We start from the raw sequence: 14,801 nt of genomic DNA, 5'->3' as shown, positions 1-14,801 counted from the left end.
TGTAGAACCTATTCGGTTTGTAGAACCTATTCGGTTTGTAGAACCTATTCGGTTTCCTTGCGGAAGATTAGGTCCACTGAGCTGCTGCTGTCTCGGCTGTCGCTTTTTAGCAGCCAGTTAGGGGTGATTTGGTAGAAAATCTGTACTGCGTTGTTTTGTTGGCCGGATAAATCGCGTGCATAACGCACATATAGATCATCGGTTAAAGCTCGGCCTAGTAATAAGCTGCTAACTTGCTGATCTTGCACGTCAAAATAAATATCTTCAATCCCGAGTGTTCGCGTAAGCTGGTTTAAAACCGGCGTATTATTCTGTATCCCGAGTTTATAAAAGGCGGATAAAACTTGCGATTCGTAGTTGGGTTCGGTTTCTAAATCGCCCGCGCGCCCAAATACCAGCAGATTGATAATGCGCGCTTGAGATAGGGTGGGCGTGGAGTAAAACACAAAGCCGGGTTGGCTGGTGCTACCGGTAATGTTTAAACGTGCGGTGGTTTGATCAACCGTGCGGAATAGGTTGACGTTCAGCGCTGGATTTGCGATGACACCTGTGAAGTTAAAGCTGGATCGGTCAATTTGGATCCGGTTGCGACGATCTAAATTGATATGGCCATGGCGTAACAACACTTCACCAAATGCCCGCATATTCCGATCTTGTTCGGTTTGCACTAAACGCAATTCACCACCCAAAAAGGCTTGTGCATCCAGCAAGTTAACTTTGACTTGGTCGCCAAATCCCATACGTAAATCCCAACTAAAAATCAGGTTAGAGTCGTCTTGACCGATAGGCTGGTTGTATTCGTTAATGATTATTTCATCACTATGTGGTCGCGCTTGTTGATGCAGGGGCATGGAATCAAGATTGACATAGCTGTCATGCAGTTCCACGCCACCGTTTAATTGAGCTTGGCCGTCACTTAATGTAAAAGTTAGCTCGGCTTGGGTATTCAAATGAGCAAAGTTGGTTTTTAGCAGTTCAATCGACTCAGTGTTTAGGGTGAGCTGTAATTGCGGTTTGGTTTGTAAATCCATTAAGCTAAAGCTAACTTCGGCTTGGCGTTTATCCGGTTGATGCCAGCGACCATGCGCTTTAATAGCTTGCTCGCCAATTTGTGCTTGTAAATTGATTGACTGGTCTGTTAACCCCAATATTGGCAGGTCAAAGTCCAATGCCATGCGCGAACGCGTGTCGTGTTCGATTTGATTAAGCTGACCAAACAGGGCGGTTTCTAGGTTGAGCTCAGTTTTATGCAGTGTGATCAATTCGGCTAAACGCTCGTCTATTTGCCATTCGTTAAGTTGTAGTCTTAAATGGCCATCCAGTTCAGCCTGCAACCAGGCCTGGTGGTTGCGCAGATTGATTTGTGCGCTGAATCCACCGGTATCATTTAAGCTGGCATGGCTGGTTAACTGAGCTTGTTGTTTTGCAAGCGTGAGTTCGGTTTGCCAGTTGGTTACCGTCAGAGGCCATTCATGTCCTTGTTGCATCAGACGCAGGTTGAGTTGGGGTAGGTTAAGGGTTTGACGTAAATTCAGGTCGGTTTGCCAATTGGCCTGACCCTCACCATTTAAGCGACCGTCAAGTTGCAAGTTATCAGGCAACCAGGGTTTGATCCATTCGATAATCGGCAAGGCATTAAATTGCCAGTTAGCTTGCTGAGCTTTAAGTTCAAAACACAATTGGGCGAGCGGATCTTGATCGGATCGCAAGCAAGTTTGTGGCAAAAGTACCTGCTGTGGCGCTTGCCAATTAAGGTCGGTTGGTTTATTTAAACGCCAATGGCCTGTGATGTCGTTACTAATTTCTAACCAGTTTAAGCCTAGGGTTTGTTCGCGCCAATTTGGACTCGATTCAAACCATTGTGCTTCCAGTGCCAGTTGCGGATGTTGCCATTGCAGCTCCGTTACCAAGCCCTTATTTTGAGGTTGGCGCGTTAAGTTAAGCTGTTTAATAAATAGTGTGGCGAGGTCTGTATCTACTGAATTTTGAACCAGTTGATTTAGTTGTAAATCAAATTCCACCCATTCCGGTTGGTTGAGCGGGATGCGAGATGACAGTTGGGCTTGGTCTAATTGGAAATCTTGATAACGCAGTTGCGTTAAATCAGCATTTAAATCCGCCCAGCCTTCGCTAAATTGCAGGCTTTTACTTGTGCCATCACGCTGACCTTGCGCTTGCAGGGTTAACTCGGCTTGACCACTGAGTTCGCTCATCAGCTGATTGAGTTGATTGAGCTGGGCGCGCAGGGTTAAATCCAAGCTTTCCGCCCAGCGGCCACTCAGTTGCACTCGATTGTCGCCTAGCTGAATTTGAGCTTGGTTTATTTGTATGTTGGTTAACTGCGGGTTGGTGGCGATGTTGGCATCAATTCGACCGCTGTGAGCACCGTAACTTAAGTTGAGTTTTTGAATGGTGAGGGCATAGTCCGTGTCGTTAATCCGCTTAGTGTCGGCTTGACCGTTTAATTGCAAGGGCTCAGGTAAGCCGGTTAAATTGAAAGTGGTCACATTTAATTGGCTGTCGCGTTGCGTTAAGTCGCGCAGTTGGTAATGCAGTTGGGTGTCGAGTTGATAGTCTAACTCCGGTAGCAACCAGTCGATACGAAACGCTTGCGCATCCAGCGTGATATCCAAACTGGCTAGTGATAAATGGGTTTGCCCATTGAATTTGATTGAACCCATCTGTTCGGATTGGGCTTGCAAGTCGAACGTAAGTTGCTGGGTATTATCCAACTCAGTTTGCCAAGCTAGGCTTGTGCTGGGTAAGTCATTTAACACGAAACTTAGGTCGGCTTGACTAGTCAGTTGTTTTGATTCGGTTTGGTAACTGAGCTGACTGTGGCCGTTTAATTGATGCAGTTTCCATTCGGGAGTGAATTGTGCCTCAAGCGATAACCAATTGGACGCTACCTCAATAAGCCCAGCGTTTTGCTGAATTCGATGTTGTGATTCAAGGCGATAGGGCTGAGTTAACTTCAAATCCACACTTAAGTCATCAAGTTGGCCACGCCATTGGGCTTGCCAAGCTAAATACGGGTTAGGTGTGTAAAGTTGATCTAAACCCGCCAAACCCTTCAGCTGCATGCTCATCTCGCCCTTAAACTCAAGGGCGCTGCTAAAGCCAATCAAGGCATCGCCATTTAGCTGGTAGGGTGCATAATCTAATGCTAAATCGGTTAACTGAAGTTGGCGATCACGCCATTGCAAACCAGTCGAAAGTGTAGGCAATGGTTGCACCGGTTGCTGATCGATTTGGAGTGTCACTTGATTTAAGCTGAGTTGGTCCACGTTTAAAGCCCAGCTTAAGTAATCGACAAAACCAAACGGTTCGACTGTTGGCTGGGGGGGTGAATCGCTGGAGTTTTCAGATGTGATCTGGATTTCAGCCTGCCCAATATGTAGTTTTTTAAAGTGTAATTCTGATTTTAATAAGGCTGAAAGTTGCCACTGCCATGACAGCTGTTCGATCTGTAGGTGCAGTTGCGCTGTTTGAATCACTAATCCCTCAACTTCAAGTCCATCTAGCAGGCGGCCTTGACTGGATTGGACGCTGATTTGGCCATTGGTTAGCTTGTCAAGATAAGGCCAAAGCTGGTTGGGAGCTTGTGAAGACAGTAATAACCAGCTTAGCAAACCAGCAAGGGTTATGACGCTCAGTGTCATCAATCCCAATGCACTGATTAGACTCCATTTCAGCAAACCTATTGTCCAGGTTTTTAGTCGGTTCATCATAAATCCAATCCAATTGAAAAGTGCAAACGCCAGTTTTGTTGGTCTTCAGAGATCGGCCAAGCGATATCCAGTTTAGCGGTGCCGACCGGGGTAAAGCCGCGTAAACCAAAGCCAGCGCCGACCTTAAACTCATTGGGTTGATCATTAAATACTTGACCGGCATCACTAAATACGGCCATACCTAAGTATTTAGAAAACCGATAATCAGTTTCAATGCCGCCTAACATCATGTTTTTAGCGCCCACCAGGCCTGCATCGGTTTCAATGCCGATGGATTCAAATCCATAACCACGCAAGCTTTCACCACCCAGCAAATAACGATAGGTTGCCGGCAGGGTTTCGGATTCGCTGGCTTCGGTCACAACCATTCTTGCACGTGCATGGAATCGCCAAAATTCGATCGGCGAGATCACGCCACGTAGACCGAGTTCAAGTTGCTGAAACTCGGTGTCTGACAAAACTTGTTTGAGTGCGGTTCGAGCACCGATATCTAAACGATAACCCGAAGACGGATAAGCTTCATCATTGAGTTTGCGTTTTTGTAAATTTACACCCGATAGCAAAGTTTGACTGGTTTCATCTTGTTGGTCTTGGTAACGATAGGTTTCCGTTTCTGCAGATACAAATGGATTAAGTCGCCAGTAACGGTCGATTTGGTAAACGTATTCAGGCGTCAACGCAGTGCGTGATCGTTTCAAGCTACTTGATTGGGTCGCCTCCCAGCCTAAGCCGATGTTCCAGTTTTGTTTACTGGGGCGCTGGCCTGGAAGTCGGTAGCTAATGTCAAAAGATTGCGCACGCTCACCGATCACACTTTCGACTTGATAGTTGTGACCTTGTTGGTTGACGAGGCGATTCTCAAACCCGAATATAATGCGTGCGCCGGTATCACTGCCAAAGCCGCCGCCCACGTTATAACGATGACGTAAATTATCTTCTACTTCGATTTGAATCGGAATCGCGCCATCTTGCTGGTTCGCAAACTGTGGTTCAATCCTAACCAATCCAAAATAACCGCTGTCGATTAAGCTTTTTTGCAGGTCAGCTAAGGCATCACGTTGATAACTGTCGCCCGGGCGGAATTCGACAAATTTGGCGAGGAAATCATCATTCAGTGCTTGGTTTCCGATGAAATTTACTTCGCCAAACTGGTAAGAAGTGGCCGTGTTTAGGTGAATTTGAATGTCGACCGCATTTTGGTGCGGGTAGACTCGAAACACGTGCAGTTCAAAATCGGCATCCATATACCCTTGATCCAGCGCCAAATTGGTAAGATCTCTTAAAGTGTCGCTGTAATTTTGATGTTTAAATACCTGGCCGGTTTTCAAGCGCAGATCAAATTGACGATATTGCCGCCAAACACGTAAATCGCTTCCTGGGCCTTTAATTTGAAGCTCTAGTTGACGAATTTTAACGGGTGAACCCAGTTCAATATTAAATCGGGCACGTGTTACCTTGTCTAAACGTTCAAGTTCGCTTTGAATTTTAGCTTGATAATAACCCTGCGTTTTTAGCGTATTCAGCAGTTCGCTCTCGCCGCGCCCAAACAGAAAATTGGTCTGTGCCGGATAGGCATCATTATTGAGGTGCGCAATTGATAAATTAGCGCGCAATTCTTTTAAAAGCTCGGTTTGATTGGGCGTGCTGAGATCAATCCGTACTTCAATGTTGGGCTGTGCAAGAAGCGGATTTGCAAACACACTCAAGCCCACCAAGTAACCCGTCAACCAAATTAACCGGTTAATTTGGTGTAATGAGCGGTAGGTGAGAGATACTTGAGAAGTTTGAGCTAGGCGAAAGAGCCACATGTTAGTTAGTCGAGGACTCTTCGATTAGGCTTTGCATCAAGCCTTCGAGTTGTTTTTCTAAATGGTCGGAATATTGCATGGTATCGCGCTTCATTTGCACGTAGTCGTAGCAGAGGTTGAGCGCAACCATCAGAATTTTATTTTCGCCTTTTAAATGTGTGACTTGATCAAGCTTGTCTTCAAGTAGGGTGGCGGCTTCGACCAGTGCTTCACGTTCGCTATCCTCACAAGGGACTTCAAAGTGATGGTTCATCAGTGTGAGGTGTAGCATTTTGCGTGCTCCTTAAGAGTCGTGCTGTCATAAAAACGCGGGCTGGGTTGGCGTGCCCAGATAGGCTTTTGTTAAAAGCCTATGATATGATTGCGCCTTAATTATTGTAGCAAAAGACAGTTTTAGATGAACACAAAGTTAAGTTTTAACGAATATGCGGAGGCATTTAAGCCTTATTCAGAATTAGAGTCGGCCTCGTTTGTGCAAGGAATGTTGGTGGGTCAGGTTTGCAGCACGCCCAGTATCACCGAAGCGCAATGGATTAAACGTCTGGTTGACGAGTCTGGAATGGGCGCGATTAAAGAGTCATTTTTGGTCGCATTACACCAGCTTTATATCGACACTTTAGCCGGTTTAAATAGCGCAGAATGTGATTTTGAAATGCTGATGCCCGCCGACGATGAACCTTTGGCTCAGCGTGCTCGCCATTTGGCTGAATGGTGTGAAGGCTTTTTATATGGCATGGGATTGGGCAGTTTGGGTGAATTATCGCGCGAAGTCAGTGAGCTGCTGAATGATTTCGGTGAAATAGCCTTGTTAGATGTACCGGATGAACCCGATGACAAAGCCGATGATAATTTAATCGAACTGGTTGAGTTTGTGCGTATGGGGGTGATTATGGTGTATGACGAACTTAATCCGATTCCGCAACAACCTATTCCGATCCCGGATTCGGATAAAAAACCCATATTGCATTAAGTTTAAACAAATTTATTCGCCAGGTTATTCACGGAAACCGATTATGAACTTTACTCAACGTCGCCAAGATTTGCTCGAAAAATTGCCCGCTGGCAGTGTGGCGTTAATCCATTCTGGCGAAGAGCAAATTCGTAACCGAGATGTGGAATATCCATTTCGAGCGGAGAGCGACTTTATTTATCTTACCGGCTTTACCGAACCCGATTCGGTGTTGGTGTTAATTCGTGCGGAGGTTTTGGCCGACACGGATTATGATCAAGATCATCACCAGGCCTGGTTGTTCTGCCGACCGAAAGACCCCGAGCAAGAAACTTGGCAAGGCAAACGTTTAGGTGTGGAAGATGCGCCAGCTCAGTTAGAGCTCGACCAGGCCTGGTCGATTGACGAGCTGGACGAAATTGCCCCCCAGTTTTTAACCCATGCCGAACAAGTCTATTTTAGTTTTGGCCAATTGGAGGAATGGAGTGGACGCATGGCAGATTGGTTGTCTGAGCTCAAAACTCAAGTGCGCAAAGGCGTGACCGTGCCAACCAGCTTGAATGACTTAGATGCGATTTTGCATGAGCAACGTTTATTTAAATCACCACAAGAAATAGAGATTATGCGCCAAGCCGCCCAAATATCGGTAGCCGGACATCTGGCTGCGATGCGAGCCACCAGGCCTGGTGCTTATGAATATCAAATCCAAAGCGCGATAGAGCACGCATTTTGCCAAGAAGGCTCGCCGCGCGTGGCGTTTAACACGATTGCAGCCGCGGGCGAAAATGCCTGCATTTTGCACTACACCGAAAACCAAGCGGTCTTGCAAGATGGCGATTTGATTTTGTTGGATGCCGGTGCCGAATGGCAAGGTTATGCGGGCGATATTAGCCATACCTATCCGGTCAACGGACGTTTTAGTGAGCCGCAAAAACAACTCTATAATCTGGTGCTCAAAGCCCAGCAAGCCGCGATTAAAGCGGTGAAGCCAGGGCGGCCTTATCACTTAATGCATCAGGCCAGCGCCGAAGTGATTACATCGGGTTTAATTGAGCTGGGAATTTTGCAGGGTGAACTTGATGATCTATTGGAAAAAGAAGCCTTTAAACGTTTCTTTATGCACGGCACTGGGCATTGGTTAGGTTTAGACGTGCATGATGTCGGGCGTTATAAAATCAACGGCGAATGGCGTTGTTTTGAACCTGGTATGGTGGTGACGGTTGAACCAGGGCTTTATATCCCACGCGGTGTAAAAGATGTCGAAACACAATGGCAGGGTATCGGTATTCGAATTGAAGATGATGTGCTGGTGACTGAAACGGGTCACGAGATATTAACCCAAGGCGCGCTGCGATTACCGCGTAGTGTGGAGGAGATAGAGCTGTGGATGCAAACCAACCGGATTTGAACACCTTATCTGAAACACAATATGACTGCGATCTAGTGATTGCAGGCGGTGGCCCAGTGGGCTTAACGCTGGCATTAGGCATGGCGCAACGTGGCGCAAAAGTGGATTTAATTGAAGTGATTGCGCCCGAATCCGGTCAGCTAAATTCGTTTGATGGTCGGGTGCTCGCCTTGTCTGAAGGCTCACGTTTAATTTTGCAAGACTTAAATGTGTGGGCGGATTTGCAAGATTACGTTACCGAAATTCACCATGTACACGTGTCGCAACAAGGTTATTTGGGTTTAACGTTGATGCATTCAGATGAATTGGATGTACCAGCGTTAGGTTATAGCATTCGTGCCAGCGATTTAGGGCGTGTGTTATGGCAGAAGGTGCAAGCCAATAAGGCGATTCAGTTGCATTGTCCGGCCAAGCTTATAAGCTTTAAACAGCAAGCGGGTGGGGTACAAGTGAGCTTGCAGCAAGGCGAGCAAGTTATCGAACGCCGCGCACGTTTGGTGGTGGGCGCGGATGGCACGGATTCGCAAGTTCGTCAAATCATGGGCTTAACTTTGCAACAGAAAACCTATGGTGCTTGGGCGATTTTGGCGCAGGTGGATACCGAAAAGCCGCATCAAAACTGGGCGTTTGAGCGTTTTACCAGCGAAGGCCCGGTGGCTTTATTACCGCTTAATACGGCGACGCACAAGCTGGTCTATGTGGTGTCAGATGCCAATTACCAAGCATTGTTGAGTTTGTCGGACGCTGACTTTCTCCAAGCCTTCAGCCAAAAAATGGGCGAGCGTTTTGGAGCCTATCAAAACCTGAGTCCGCGCGTCGCTTATCCCCTTAAAGAAACCTATGTTAAAGGTGTGGTAAAAGGCCATGCCGTGTTGATGGGCAATGCCTCACACACGCAACATCCGGTGGCGGCACAAGGTTTAAATTTAGGCTTGCGAGATGTAGAAGACTTTTTAAAAGGCCTACAACCAGGCCTGGTGAATTTAACCGATCCGGCGTTTTTAGCGCATTACGAACAGCAACGTCAACAAGACCATCAAAAAGTGATGGGATTAACCGATAGCCTCATTCGTATTTTTGAACATCCATCACCGCTGGTTGGCCATGCACGCGGATTGACGCTGATGACCTTGCAGGCCTTACCCAAACTGAAACGACGTCTGGCTCGATTTTCGATGCAAGGCGCAAAACAGGGAGCTGAAAGATGACTCAGGCTACTCATTCACAAGATCCGTTAAAGTTTGATGTGGTGATTGTCGGTGGCGGCATGGTCGGTGCCGCCACCGCATTGGGTTTAGCGCAAGGCGGGGTGAAAGTTGGGTTACTTGAACGTGCCGAACCTGATTTGAGCTGGTCAGATAGTGAACCCTATCAACCGCGTGTGAGCGCGTTAACGCGTGCATCAGAAAATATTTTACGTAATTTAAAGGCTTGGCAAGGCATAGAACAACGCCGAGCACATGCGTTTGTTGCGATGCGTATCTGGGAAGACGCCAGTGATGCCGAAATCAATTTTGATGCCGCCTCGCTAAACGAACCTAATTTAGGTTATGTGGTGGAAAATCAAGTGATTCAAGCCGCCTTGTGGGAGCAACTACAAACCGCAGGTGTGCAAGTGTTTTGCGGCCATAACTTGCAAAGTTTACGGTTTGATAACCACCAGGCCTGGTTGTCGGTGGAAGGTTTGGGTGATATTCAAGCGAGCTTGCTAGTGGGGGCGGATGGCGCTTTTTCTCAAGTCCGCACTCTGGCTGGCATAGGGTTAGATCAACATGATTATGCTCAATGCGCGCTGGTAGGTTGTGTGCGGACGCAAGCGCCCCATCAAGATACCTGTTGGCAGCGTTACCAAGCCAACGGGCCATTTGCCTATTTGGCGATGGATGAAAATGTCAGCTCGATTGCTTGGTATTTACCGGTTGAAAAAATGCAGTGGGCGCTGGATTTATCCGAAGAGGATTATCGTGCCGAGTTGTTTAAAGCGTCGGACGGTCGTTTAGGCGACATTACCCAAACTTGGCAACGCGCCGCGTTTCCGTTAACGCGTCGTCATGCGCAGCAGTATGTAAAACCTAATTTAGCATTAGTGGGGGATGCGGCGCATACGATTCATCCGCAAGCGGGCCAAGGCGTGAATTTGGGCTTGCTGGATGCGGCGACTTTGGTGGATGTGTTATTGCAAGCAAAGCAAGCGGGCGAATACTTAGGTGATCACGCCGTGTTGCGTCGTTACGAACGCTGGCGTAAAGGTGACAATGTAATTGTGCAGCGAGCGATGGAAGGCTTTGATTGGTTATTTAAATCCGATCATGGAATTAAAGATCAGTTGCGTCAAGTTTTATTACCTTTAGCAAATGTAGCTAAGCCTCTGAAAAACTGGCTAATTCAGCAAGCTTTATACGGACGAAATCCGTTGCCAGCTCTAGCCAAAAAACCACGCCGATAAATCAAGCCAATTGTGCGGTACACGGGGCGCAGAATCGAATGTTTCACTGGCGTGAAAATCTCACAAGCAGGCCTGGTGGCGGCTAAAAACTAAGTTTACTTTGACATTTTTGTCATTAACGCCTATATTCCTATGATCAATTTATTTTATGAAAAATCTATCTAACAGTAAGGGTAAACGCAATGGCCGATAGACGTCTCCAAGTGTTTCATACCGTAGCCAAAGTCATGAGTTTCACCAAAGCGGCGGAAACCTTGCATATGACTCAGCCTGCGGTCACTTTTCAAGTTAAACAGCTCGAAGATTTCTTTAATACACGCTTATTTGATCGAACACACAATAAAATCACCCTGACCGATGCCGGGCGCGTAGTGTATGAGTTTGCAGACAACATCCTAGAGATGTATGAAAAAATGAATTCGCAGGTGCGTGATTTAACCGGGGAAGTATCGGGGAGCTTGGTGATCGGCGCCAGTACCACCATTGCCGAATACATGTTGCCTTGTTTGTTAGGGGCGTTTAAAAAGCAGTTCAAAGATGTCAACATTCGTTTGCAAGTCGGTAATACTGATGCGATTGTATCTATGGTCGAAAACAATATGATTGACTTGGGCTTGGTTGAAGCGCCGGTGAATAACAAAAACCTTGAAGTCGAAGTTTGCCGAATTGACGAAATGCAAGTCATTTGCCCAATCGATCATCCGCTCGCTAAACGTAGCGAGGTCACGATCGAAGATGTACGTAAATACCCTTTTATTAACCGCGAAGAAGGCTCTGGCTCGCGTTCAGTCATTGATACCTACGTGCGCGAACAAGGTTTCAGCATGAGCGACTTCAATATTGTAATGGAGTTAGGTGCGCCTGAGTCGGTTAAAATGGCGGTAGAAGCAGATGTAGGTTTAGCGATTGTTTCGCGTACCACCTTGATGAAAGAGCTGAAGCTCGGTAGCTTAAAAGCGATACCACTTAATCCACCCTTACGTCGTCCGTTTTCACATGTGCGCCAGAAGCACAAATTCCGCCATCGTGCAGTAGGTGAATTACTGGATTTTGCGGTGGCTTACTGTAAAGAGAGAGCGGTGGAGCAGGGCTTTGAAGTGCCAGACACCGACGATAAAAAACGCTACAGTTCACACTACGATAATAAAACCACTCCTTTATAAGGTTCATCACACGTACAGGCATCTTTATTAAGATGATTAAGGCGTCTATGCGTGTGATTAAACTCATTTCATCCCAAAGCCTTTTTTCTCTAAATTACTACGAATAGTGGTTAAAACCTTACTTTTGATAATATATTTTGTTTAATAGTTGATTTAAATCAATTTATCACTAAATAAAATGGTTTTTAGCGCCTATTTATGCCTTGTTATCTATTTTAATTTCATAGCTTTGTTAGCTTGGATTTGTCTTAAGTTTTTTTAACTAGTGACTATGTCTTATTCTGGTTAAATGGCTAAAGGCTTATTTAAATAAAAGGAGTGAATGATGTTGAAGAAACTACTTATGGCGGTGGCTGCTTTAGCCTTTTCAGCGACACTTTGGGCGGCACCAGTTAATATTAACCAAGCGAGTGCACAAAAAATTGCCAGCTCACTTAATGGGGTAGGTTTAGTGAAAGCCCAAGCTATTGTTGACTATCGAGAACAGCATGGCGCTTTCCAAAGCGTTCAGGATCTCGCTAAAGTCAAAGGTATTGGCGCAAAGACGCTAGAAGATAACGCGGATGACATTCGTTTGGAAGGCGATCTTCCTTAAGTCGATCAAAAGTCTGATGTGTAAAATCCCGCCTGGGTTGCGGGATTTTTTTTTGCTTACAAATTAAGGCTTGCGCGAAATGATTTCGCCATGTTTATTGAGCTTTAAATCCCAACGATTATGTACCCATAAATATTGCGTTGGGTTGGCTTTAATGGCTTGCTCATAAATGGCGTGTAATCTTAGGGTGTCTTGTTCGGCGCTCTCAGAAGGGAAATTATCTAGCGCGGGTAAAAACGTCACAATATAGCGATTATCTGGTGTGCGTTCGGTTAAACAAGGCACCACCGCACAATCCGTTAGCTTAGCAAGTTTGGATGTGGCCGGGTTGCTACGTGTTATATGTCCAAAAAACGACACTTTCACATGACCTCGCGATCGATAACGCTGATCTGGCAGAATTGTCATGCTTTCACCATTGCGCAATACCTTGAGCATGCCGCGCGTGTTGTGGTTTGCAATGGGGTGCACCGAGCGGCCATCAGCAAGTGGAATCGAACGGCCTTTGGCAATCAAGTAATCCATTAGTGGATTGTCATGCGGGCGATAAATCGCGTTAAAGTGAGTTAAAAAAGACACAAATAAGCCGGTCATTTCCAACGTAGTAAAGTGGGGCGCCAAAATCAATACGCCTTTACCACGAGCTTGTGCTTGCTTAAAGTTTTCTAGGCCTTTATATTCAACCAGGCTGCGCTCAAATCCATTGTTTGGCTGTTTACGATAATTGCCCCACCAAACCATCGCGGTTTCCATTAAGCTGATGCCTAAAGACGCAAAATGTGCTTTTAGTAATGTTTCAATTTCAGGGTCGGAATGCTCAGGAAAGGCCAGTCGGATATTCTGACGAGCCAATTTGCGTCGGCCACCAGCGAGCCAATACATGGCACGTCCTAAACCACGACCCAGCGTAAACTTGGTTTGGTAGGGCAGAAAACTCAGCAGGCGTAGCAAACCGACACCGAGCCAAATCCCCCAATAACGCGGGCATACAAATTGTTTTTTAAACGGAATGGCTTGAGACATCTGCTGTTTCCTCAAGTGCGCCTTGTTGATACAAACCGGCATAAAGTCCGTTAAGGGCCAAAAGCTGTTGGTGATTGCCCAGCTCTTTGAGTTCGCCGTGTTCCATCACCACAATTTGATCGGCATTTTCGATCGTACTTAAACGGTGGGCGATAATAATCACAGTGCGATCACGGCGCAATTTATCCATCGCCACTTGAATCATCGCTTCACTTTGATTATCTAAAGCCGAGGTGGCTTCATCTAAAATTAAGATAGGCGCATTTTTTAAGAACGCGCGCGCAATCGCTAAGCGTTGGCGTTGACCGCCGGATAACAATGCACCATTATCTCCAATGGTCGTATCTAAACCTTGCGGCAGCTTTTCAATAAACTCCCAAGCATGTGCATCCTTCGCCGCCTGAATAATGGCTTGTTCATCGTATTCAGTATGACCGTAAGCAATATTGGCGCGCACAGAGTCATTAAACAACACCACATTTTGGCTAACAAACGCAATTTGTTGGCGTAGATGGTTTAAGTCAAACTTATTTAAAGGCGTGTCATCTAATAAAATCTCACCATCACTTGGCAAATAAAAACGCGCAATCAAGTTTACCAAGGTGGTTTTACCGCTGCCGGATTGGCCAACTAGGGCGGTAGTTTTGTAAGGTGGAAAGTCTAAACTAAAGTTTTTTAACGCCAGGTTGTCACTATTTAAATATTGAAAATTGACATTTTTAAATTCAATTTTACCTTGGATAACCGAGCGTAATTGACCAGGGTTGGCTTCCTCCGGTAGATCTAATAATTCAAAAATACTTTCCGAAGCCGCCATGCCTTTTTGAATTACCAGGTTGACGTTGGTTAAACGACGAATCGGTTCAAAGGTTAATGCCATCGCCGTAATGTAAGATAAAAGTTCGCCAGGGGTAAAGGCATCCTGCGCGGATAATTGCATCGCAATATAAATCACGCCGGATAAAGCTAAGGCGGCCAATACTTGCACCAAGGGAACATTTAACGCCGCGACTTTGGTAACCCTTAGCGTGTTTTTAAATAATTCGTTGGCGGTGTGGTGAAAACGGGTTTGTTCATAGTTTTCGGCGCCGTACATTTTAATGTCGCGGTGGCCAACCAGGCCTTCTTCGAGTTGGTGGGTGAGTTGGCCCATGTTGCTTTGCATGTGTTTACTCGACTGGCGCATTAATTTACTGGCTTTATTAATAATCCAGGCCACGACTGGCCCGACTAATAGCATCAGTAAGGTTAATTCCCACGAGATATAAAGCATGTAGCCAAATAGCGCCAATACAATCAAAGAGTCACGAATAATAACAATCCAGGCCTCGGATAAAGCGTTACTGGTTTGTGCGACATCATAGGTGATTTTCGACATTAAGGTGCCGGTCGAATACTGCTGAAAGATAGGCAAAGGCAAAAACTGCATTTTGCGATGCATATCGGCGCGAATTTGCAGAATGGCTTTTTGTGCAATCCACTGGCTTGCGACTTTACTAAAGTATTCGGCTATACCCTTAACAATAAACACGCCGGCAAGCATCAGGGGTAAGATTAAAAAACTGTCTGGATCTTTTTCAATCAAACTTCGATCCACCAAATCTTTTAAAATGGCGGCGGTCGCAGGTTCCATCGCGGCAATCACCATTAGCATAAAAATAGTGAGCGCAATCATGCC

At 46.1% G+C, this 14,801-nt stretch carries 11 protein-coding genes; 6 read left to right on the top strand and 5 right to left on the bottom strand.

Annotated elements, in window-relative coordinates:
• Window positions 1-44: 44 nt before the first annotated feature.
• Genes IBX48_RS08515 through IBX48_RS08505 form a run of 3 tightly spaced genes read right to left on the bottom strand, consistent with a single transcriptional unit; the run spans window position 45 to window position 5,810 of the window.
• Complete coding sequence (locus IBX48_RS08515) at window positions 45-3,731, bottom strand: translocation/assembly module TamB domain-containing protein (protein ID WP_296833204.1); 3,687 nt, start codon at window positions 3,729-3,731, stop codon at window positions 45-47.
• Window positions 3,728-5,539, bottom strand: coding sequence for a BamA/TamA family outer membrane protein (locus IBX48_RS08510; protein ID WP_296833200.1), 1,812 nt, complete (start codon window positions 5,537-5,539; stop codon window positions 3,728-3,730). The genes IBX48_RS08515 and IBX48_RS08510 overlap by 4 nt, the downstream gene beginning before the upstream one ends.
• A gap of 1 nt (window position 5,540) precedes the next feature.
• Window positions 5,541-5,810 carry a cell division protein ZapA gene (locus IBX48_RS08505; protein WP_296833197.1) on the bottom strand — a complete coding sequence of 90 codons (270 nt, stop codon included), beginning with the start codon at window positions 5,808-5,810 and terminating at the stop codon, window positions 5,541-5,543.
• A 126-nt stretch (window positions 5,811-5,936) separates the two neighbouring features.
• On the opposite strand from IBX48_RS08505, the gene IBX48_RS08500 reads away from it, so the two are divergent.
• From IBX48_RS08500 to IBX48_RS08475, 6 genes are all read left to right on the top strand, one after another.
• Complete coding sequence (locus IBX48_RS08500; protein WP_296833194.1) at window positions 5,937-6,509, top strand: YecA family protein; 573 nt, start codon at window positions 5,937-5,939, stop codon at window positions 6,507-6,509.
• Between the two features lie 43 nt (window positions 6,510-6,552).
• Window positions 6,553-7,896, top strand: coding sequence for a Xaa-Pro aminopeptidase (pepP, locus tag IBX48_RS08495; protein WP_296833191.1), 1,344 nt, complete (start codon window positions 6,553-6,555; stop codon window positions 7,894-7,896).
• On the top strand, window positions 7,872-9,104 hold the full coding sequence (locus IBX48_RS08490; protein WP_296833188.1) for an FAD-dependent monooxygenase: 1,233 nt from the start codon (window positions 7,872-7,874) through the stop codon (window positions 9,102-9,104). The genes pepP and IBX48_RS08490 overlap by 25 nt, the downstream gene beginning before the upstream one ends.
• The gene (locus tag IBX48_RS08485; protein ID WP_296833185.1) at window positions 9,101-10,342 is read left to right on the top strand and encodes an FAD-dependent oxidoreductase; all 1,242 of its coding nucleotides are present in this window, start codon (window positions 9,101-9,103) and stop codon (window positions 10,340-10,342) included. Before IBX48_RS08490 ends, IBX48_RS08485 begins: the two co-directional genes overlap by 4 nt.
• 182 nt (window positions 10,343-10,524) lie before the next feature.
• Window positions 10,525-11,505, top strand: coding sequence for a LysR family transcriptional regulator (locus IBX48_RS08480; protein WP_296833182.1), 981 nt, complete (start codon window positions 10,525-10,527; stop codon window positions 11,503-11,505).
• A gap of 322 nt (window positions 11,506-11,827) precedes the next feature.
• Window positions 11,828-12,100, top strand: a complete 273-nt coding sequence (locus IBX48_RS08475; RefSeq protein ID WP_365942428.1) for a ComEA family DNA-binding protein — start codon at window positions 11,828-11,830, stop codon at window positions 12,098-12,100.
• A gap of 63 nt (window positions 12,101-12,163) precedes the next feature.
• On the opposite strand, the gene IBX48_RS08470 is transcribed toward IBX48_RS08475, so the two are convergent.
• On the bottom strand, window positions 12,164-13,123 hold the full coding sequence (locus IBX48_RS08470) for a lipid A biosynthesis acyltransferase (protein ID WP_296833179.1): 960 nt from the start codon (window positions 13,121-13,123) through the stop codon (window positions 12,164-12,166).
• Window positions 13,101-14,801: lipid A export permease/ATP-binding protein MsbA (gene msbA, locus IBX48_RS08465; RefSeq protein WP_296833177.1), on the bottom strand; the 1,701-nt coding region annotated here is incomplete at its 5' end. The genes msbA and IBX48_RS08470, both read right to left, overlap by 23 nt.

Origin of the sequence: Thiomicrospira sp. (assembly GCF_014859555.1) — a bacterium.
Taxonomy (GTDB): Bacteria; Pseudomonadota; Gammaproteobacteria; order Thiomicrospirales; family Thiomicrospiraceae; genus Thiomicrospira.
Note: the sequence above shows the minus strand (reverse complement) of the source record. Positions and strands in the feature narration are given on the sequence as shown.

Excerpts from the sequence above, each read along its gene's own strand:
- IBX48_RS08505 (WP_296833197.1), bottom strand. The coding sequence starts at position 5,810 with ATGCTACACCTCACACTGATGAACCATCACTTTGAAGTCCCTTGTGAG.
- IBX48_RS08480 (WP_296833182.1), top strand. The coding sequence starts at position 10,525 with ATGGCCGATAGACGTCTCCAAGTGTTTCATACCGTAGCCAAAGTCATG.
- IBX48_RS08500 (WP_296833194.1), top strand. The coding sequence starts at position 5,937 with ATGAACACAAAGTTAAGTTTTAACGAATATGCGGAGGCATTTAAGCCT.
- IBX48_RS08515 (WP_296833204.1), bottom strand. The coding sequence starts at position 3,731 with ATGATGAACCGACTAAAAACCTGGACAATAGGTTTGCTGAAATGGAGT.
- IBX48_RS08485 (WP_296833185.1), top strand. The coding sequence starts at position 9,101 with ATGACTCAGGCTACTCATTCACAAGATCCGTTAAAGTTTGATGTGGTG.
- IBX48_RS08470 (WP_296833179.1), bottom strand. The coding sequence starts at position 13,123 with ATGTCTCAAGCCATTCCGTTTAAAAAACAATTTGTATGCCCGCGTTAT.
- pepP (WP_296833191.1), top strand. The coding sequence starts at position 6,553 with ATGAACTTTACTCAACGTCGCCAAGATTTGCTCGAAAAATTGCCCGCT.
- IBX48_RS08475 (WP_365942428.1), top strand. The coding sequence starts at position 11,828 with ATGATGTTGAAGAAACTACTTATGGCGGTGGCTGCTTTAGCCTTTTCA.
- IBX48_RS08510 (WP_296833200.1), bottom strand. The coding sequence starts at position 5,539 with ATGTGGCTCTTTCGCCTAGCTCAAACTTCTCAAGTATCTCTCACCTAC.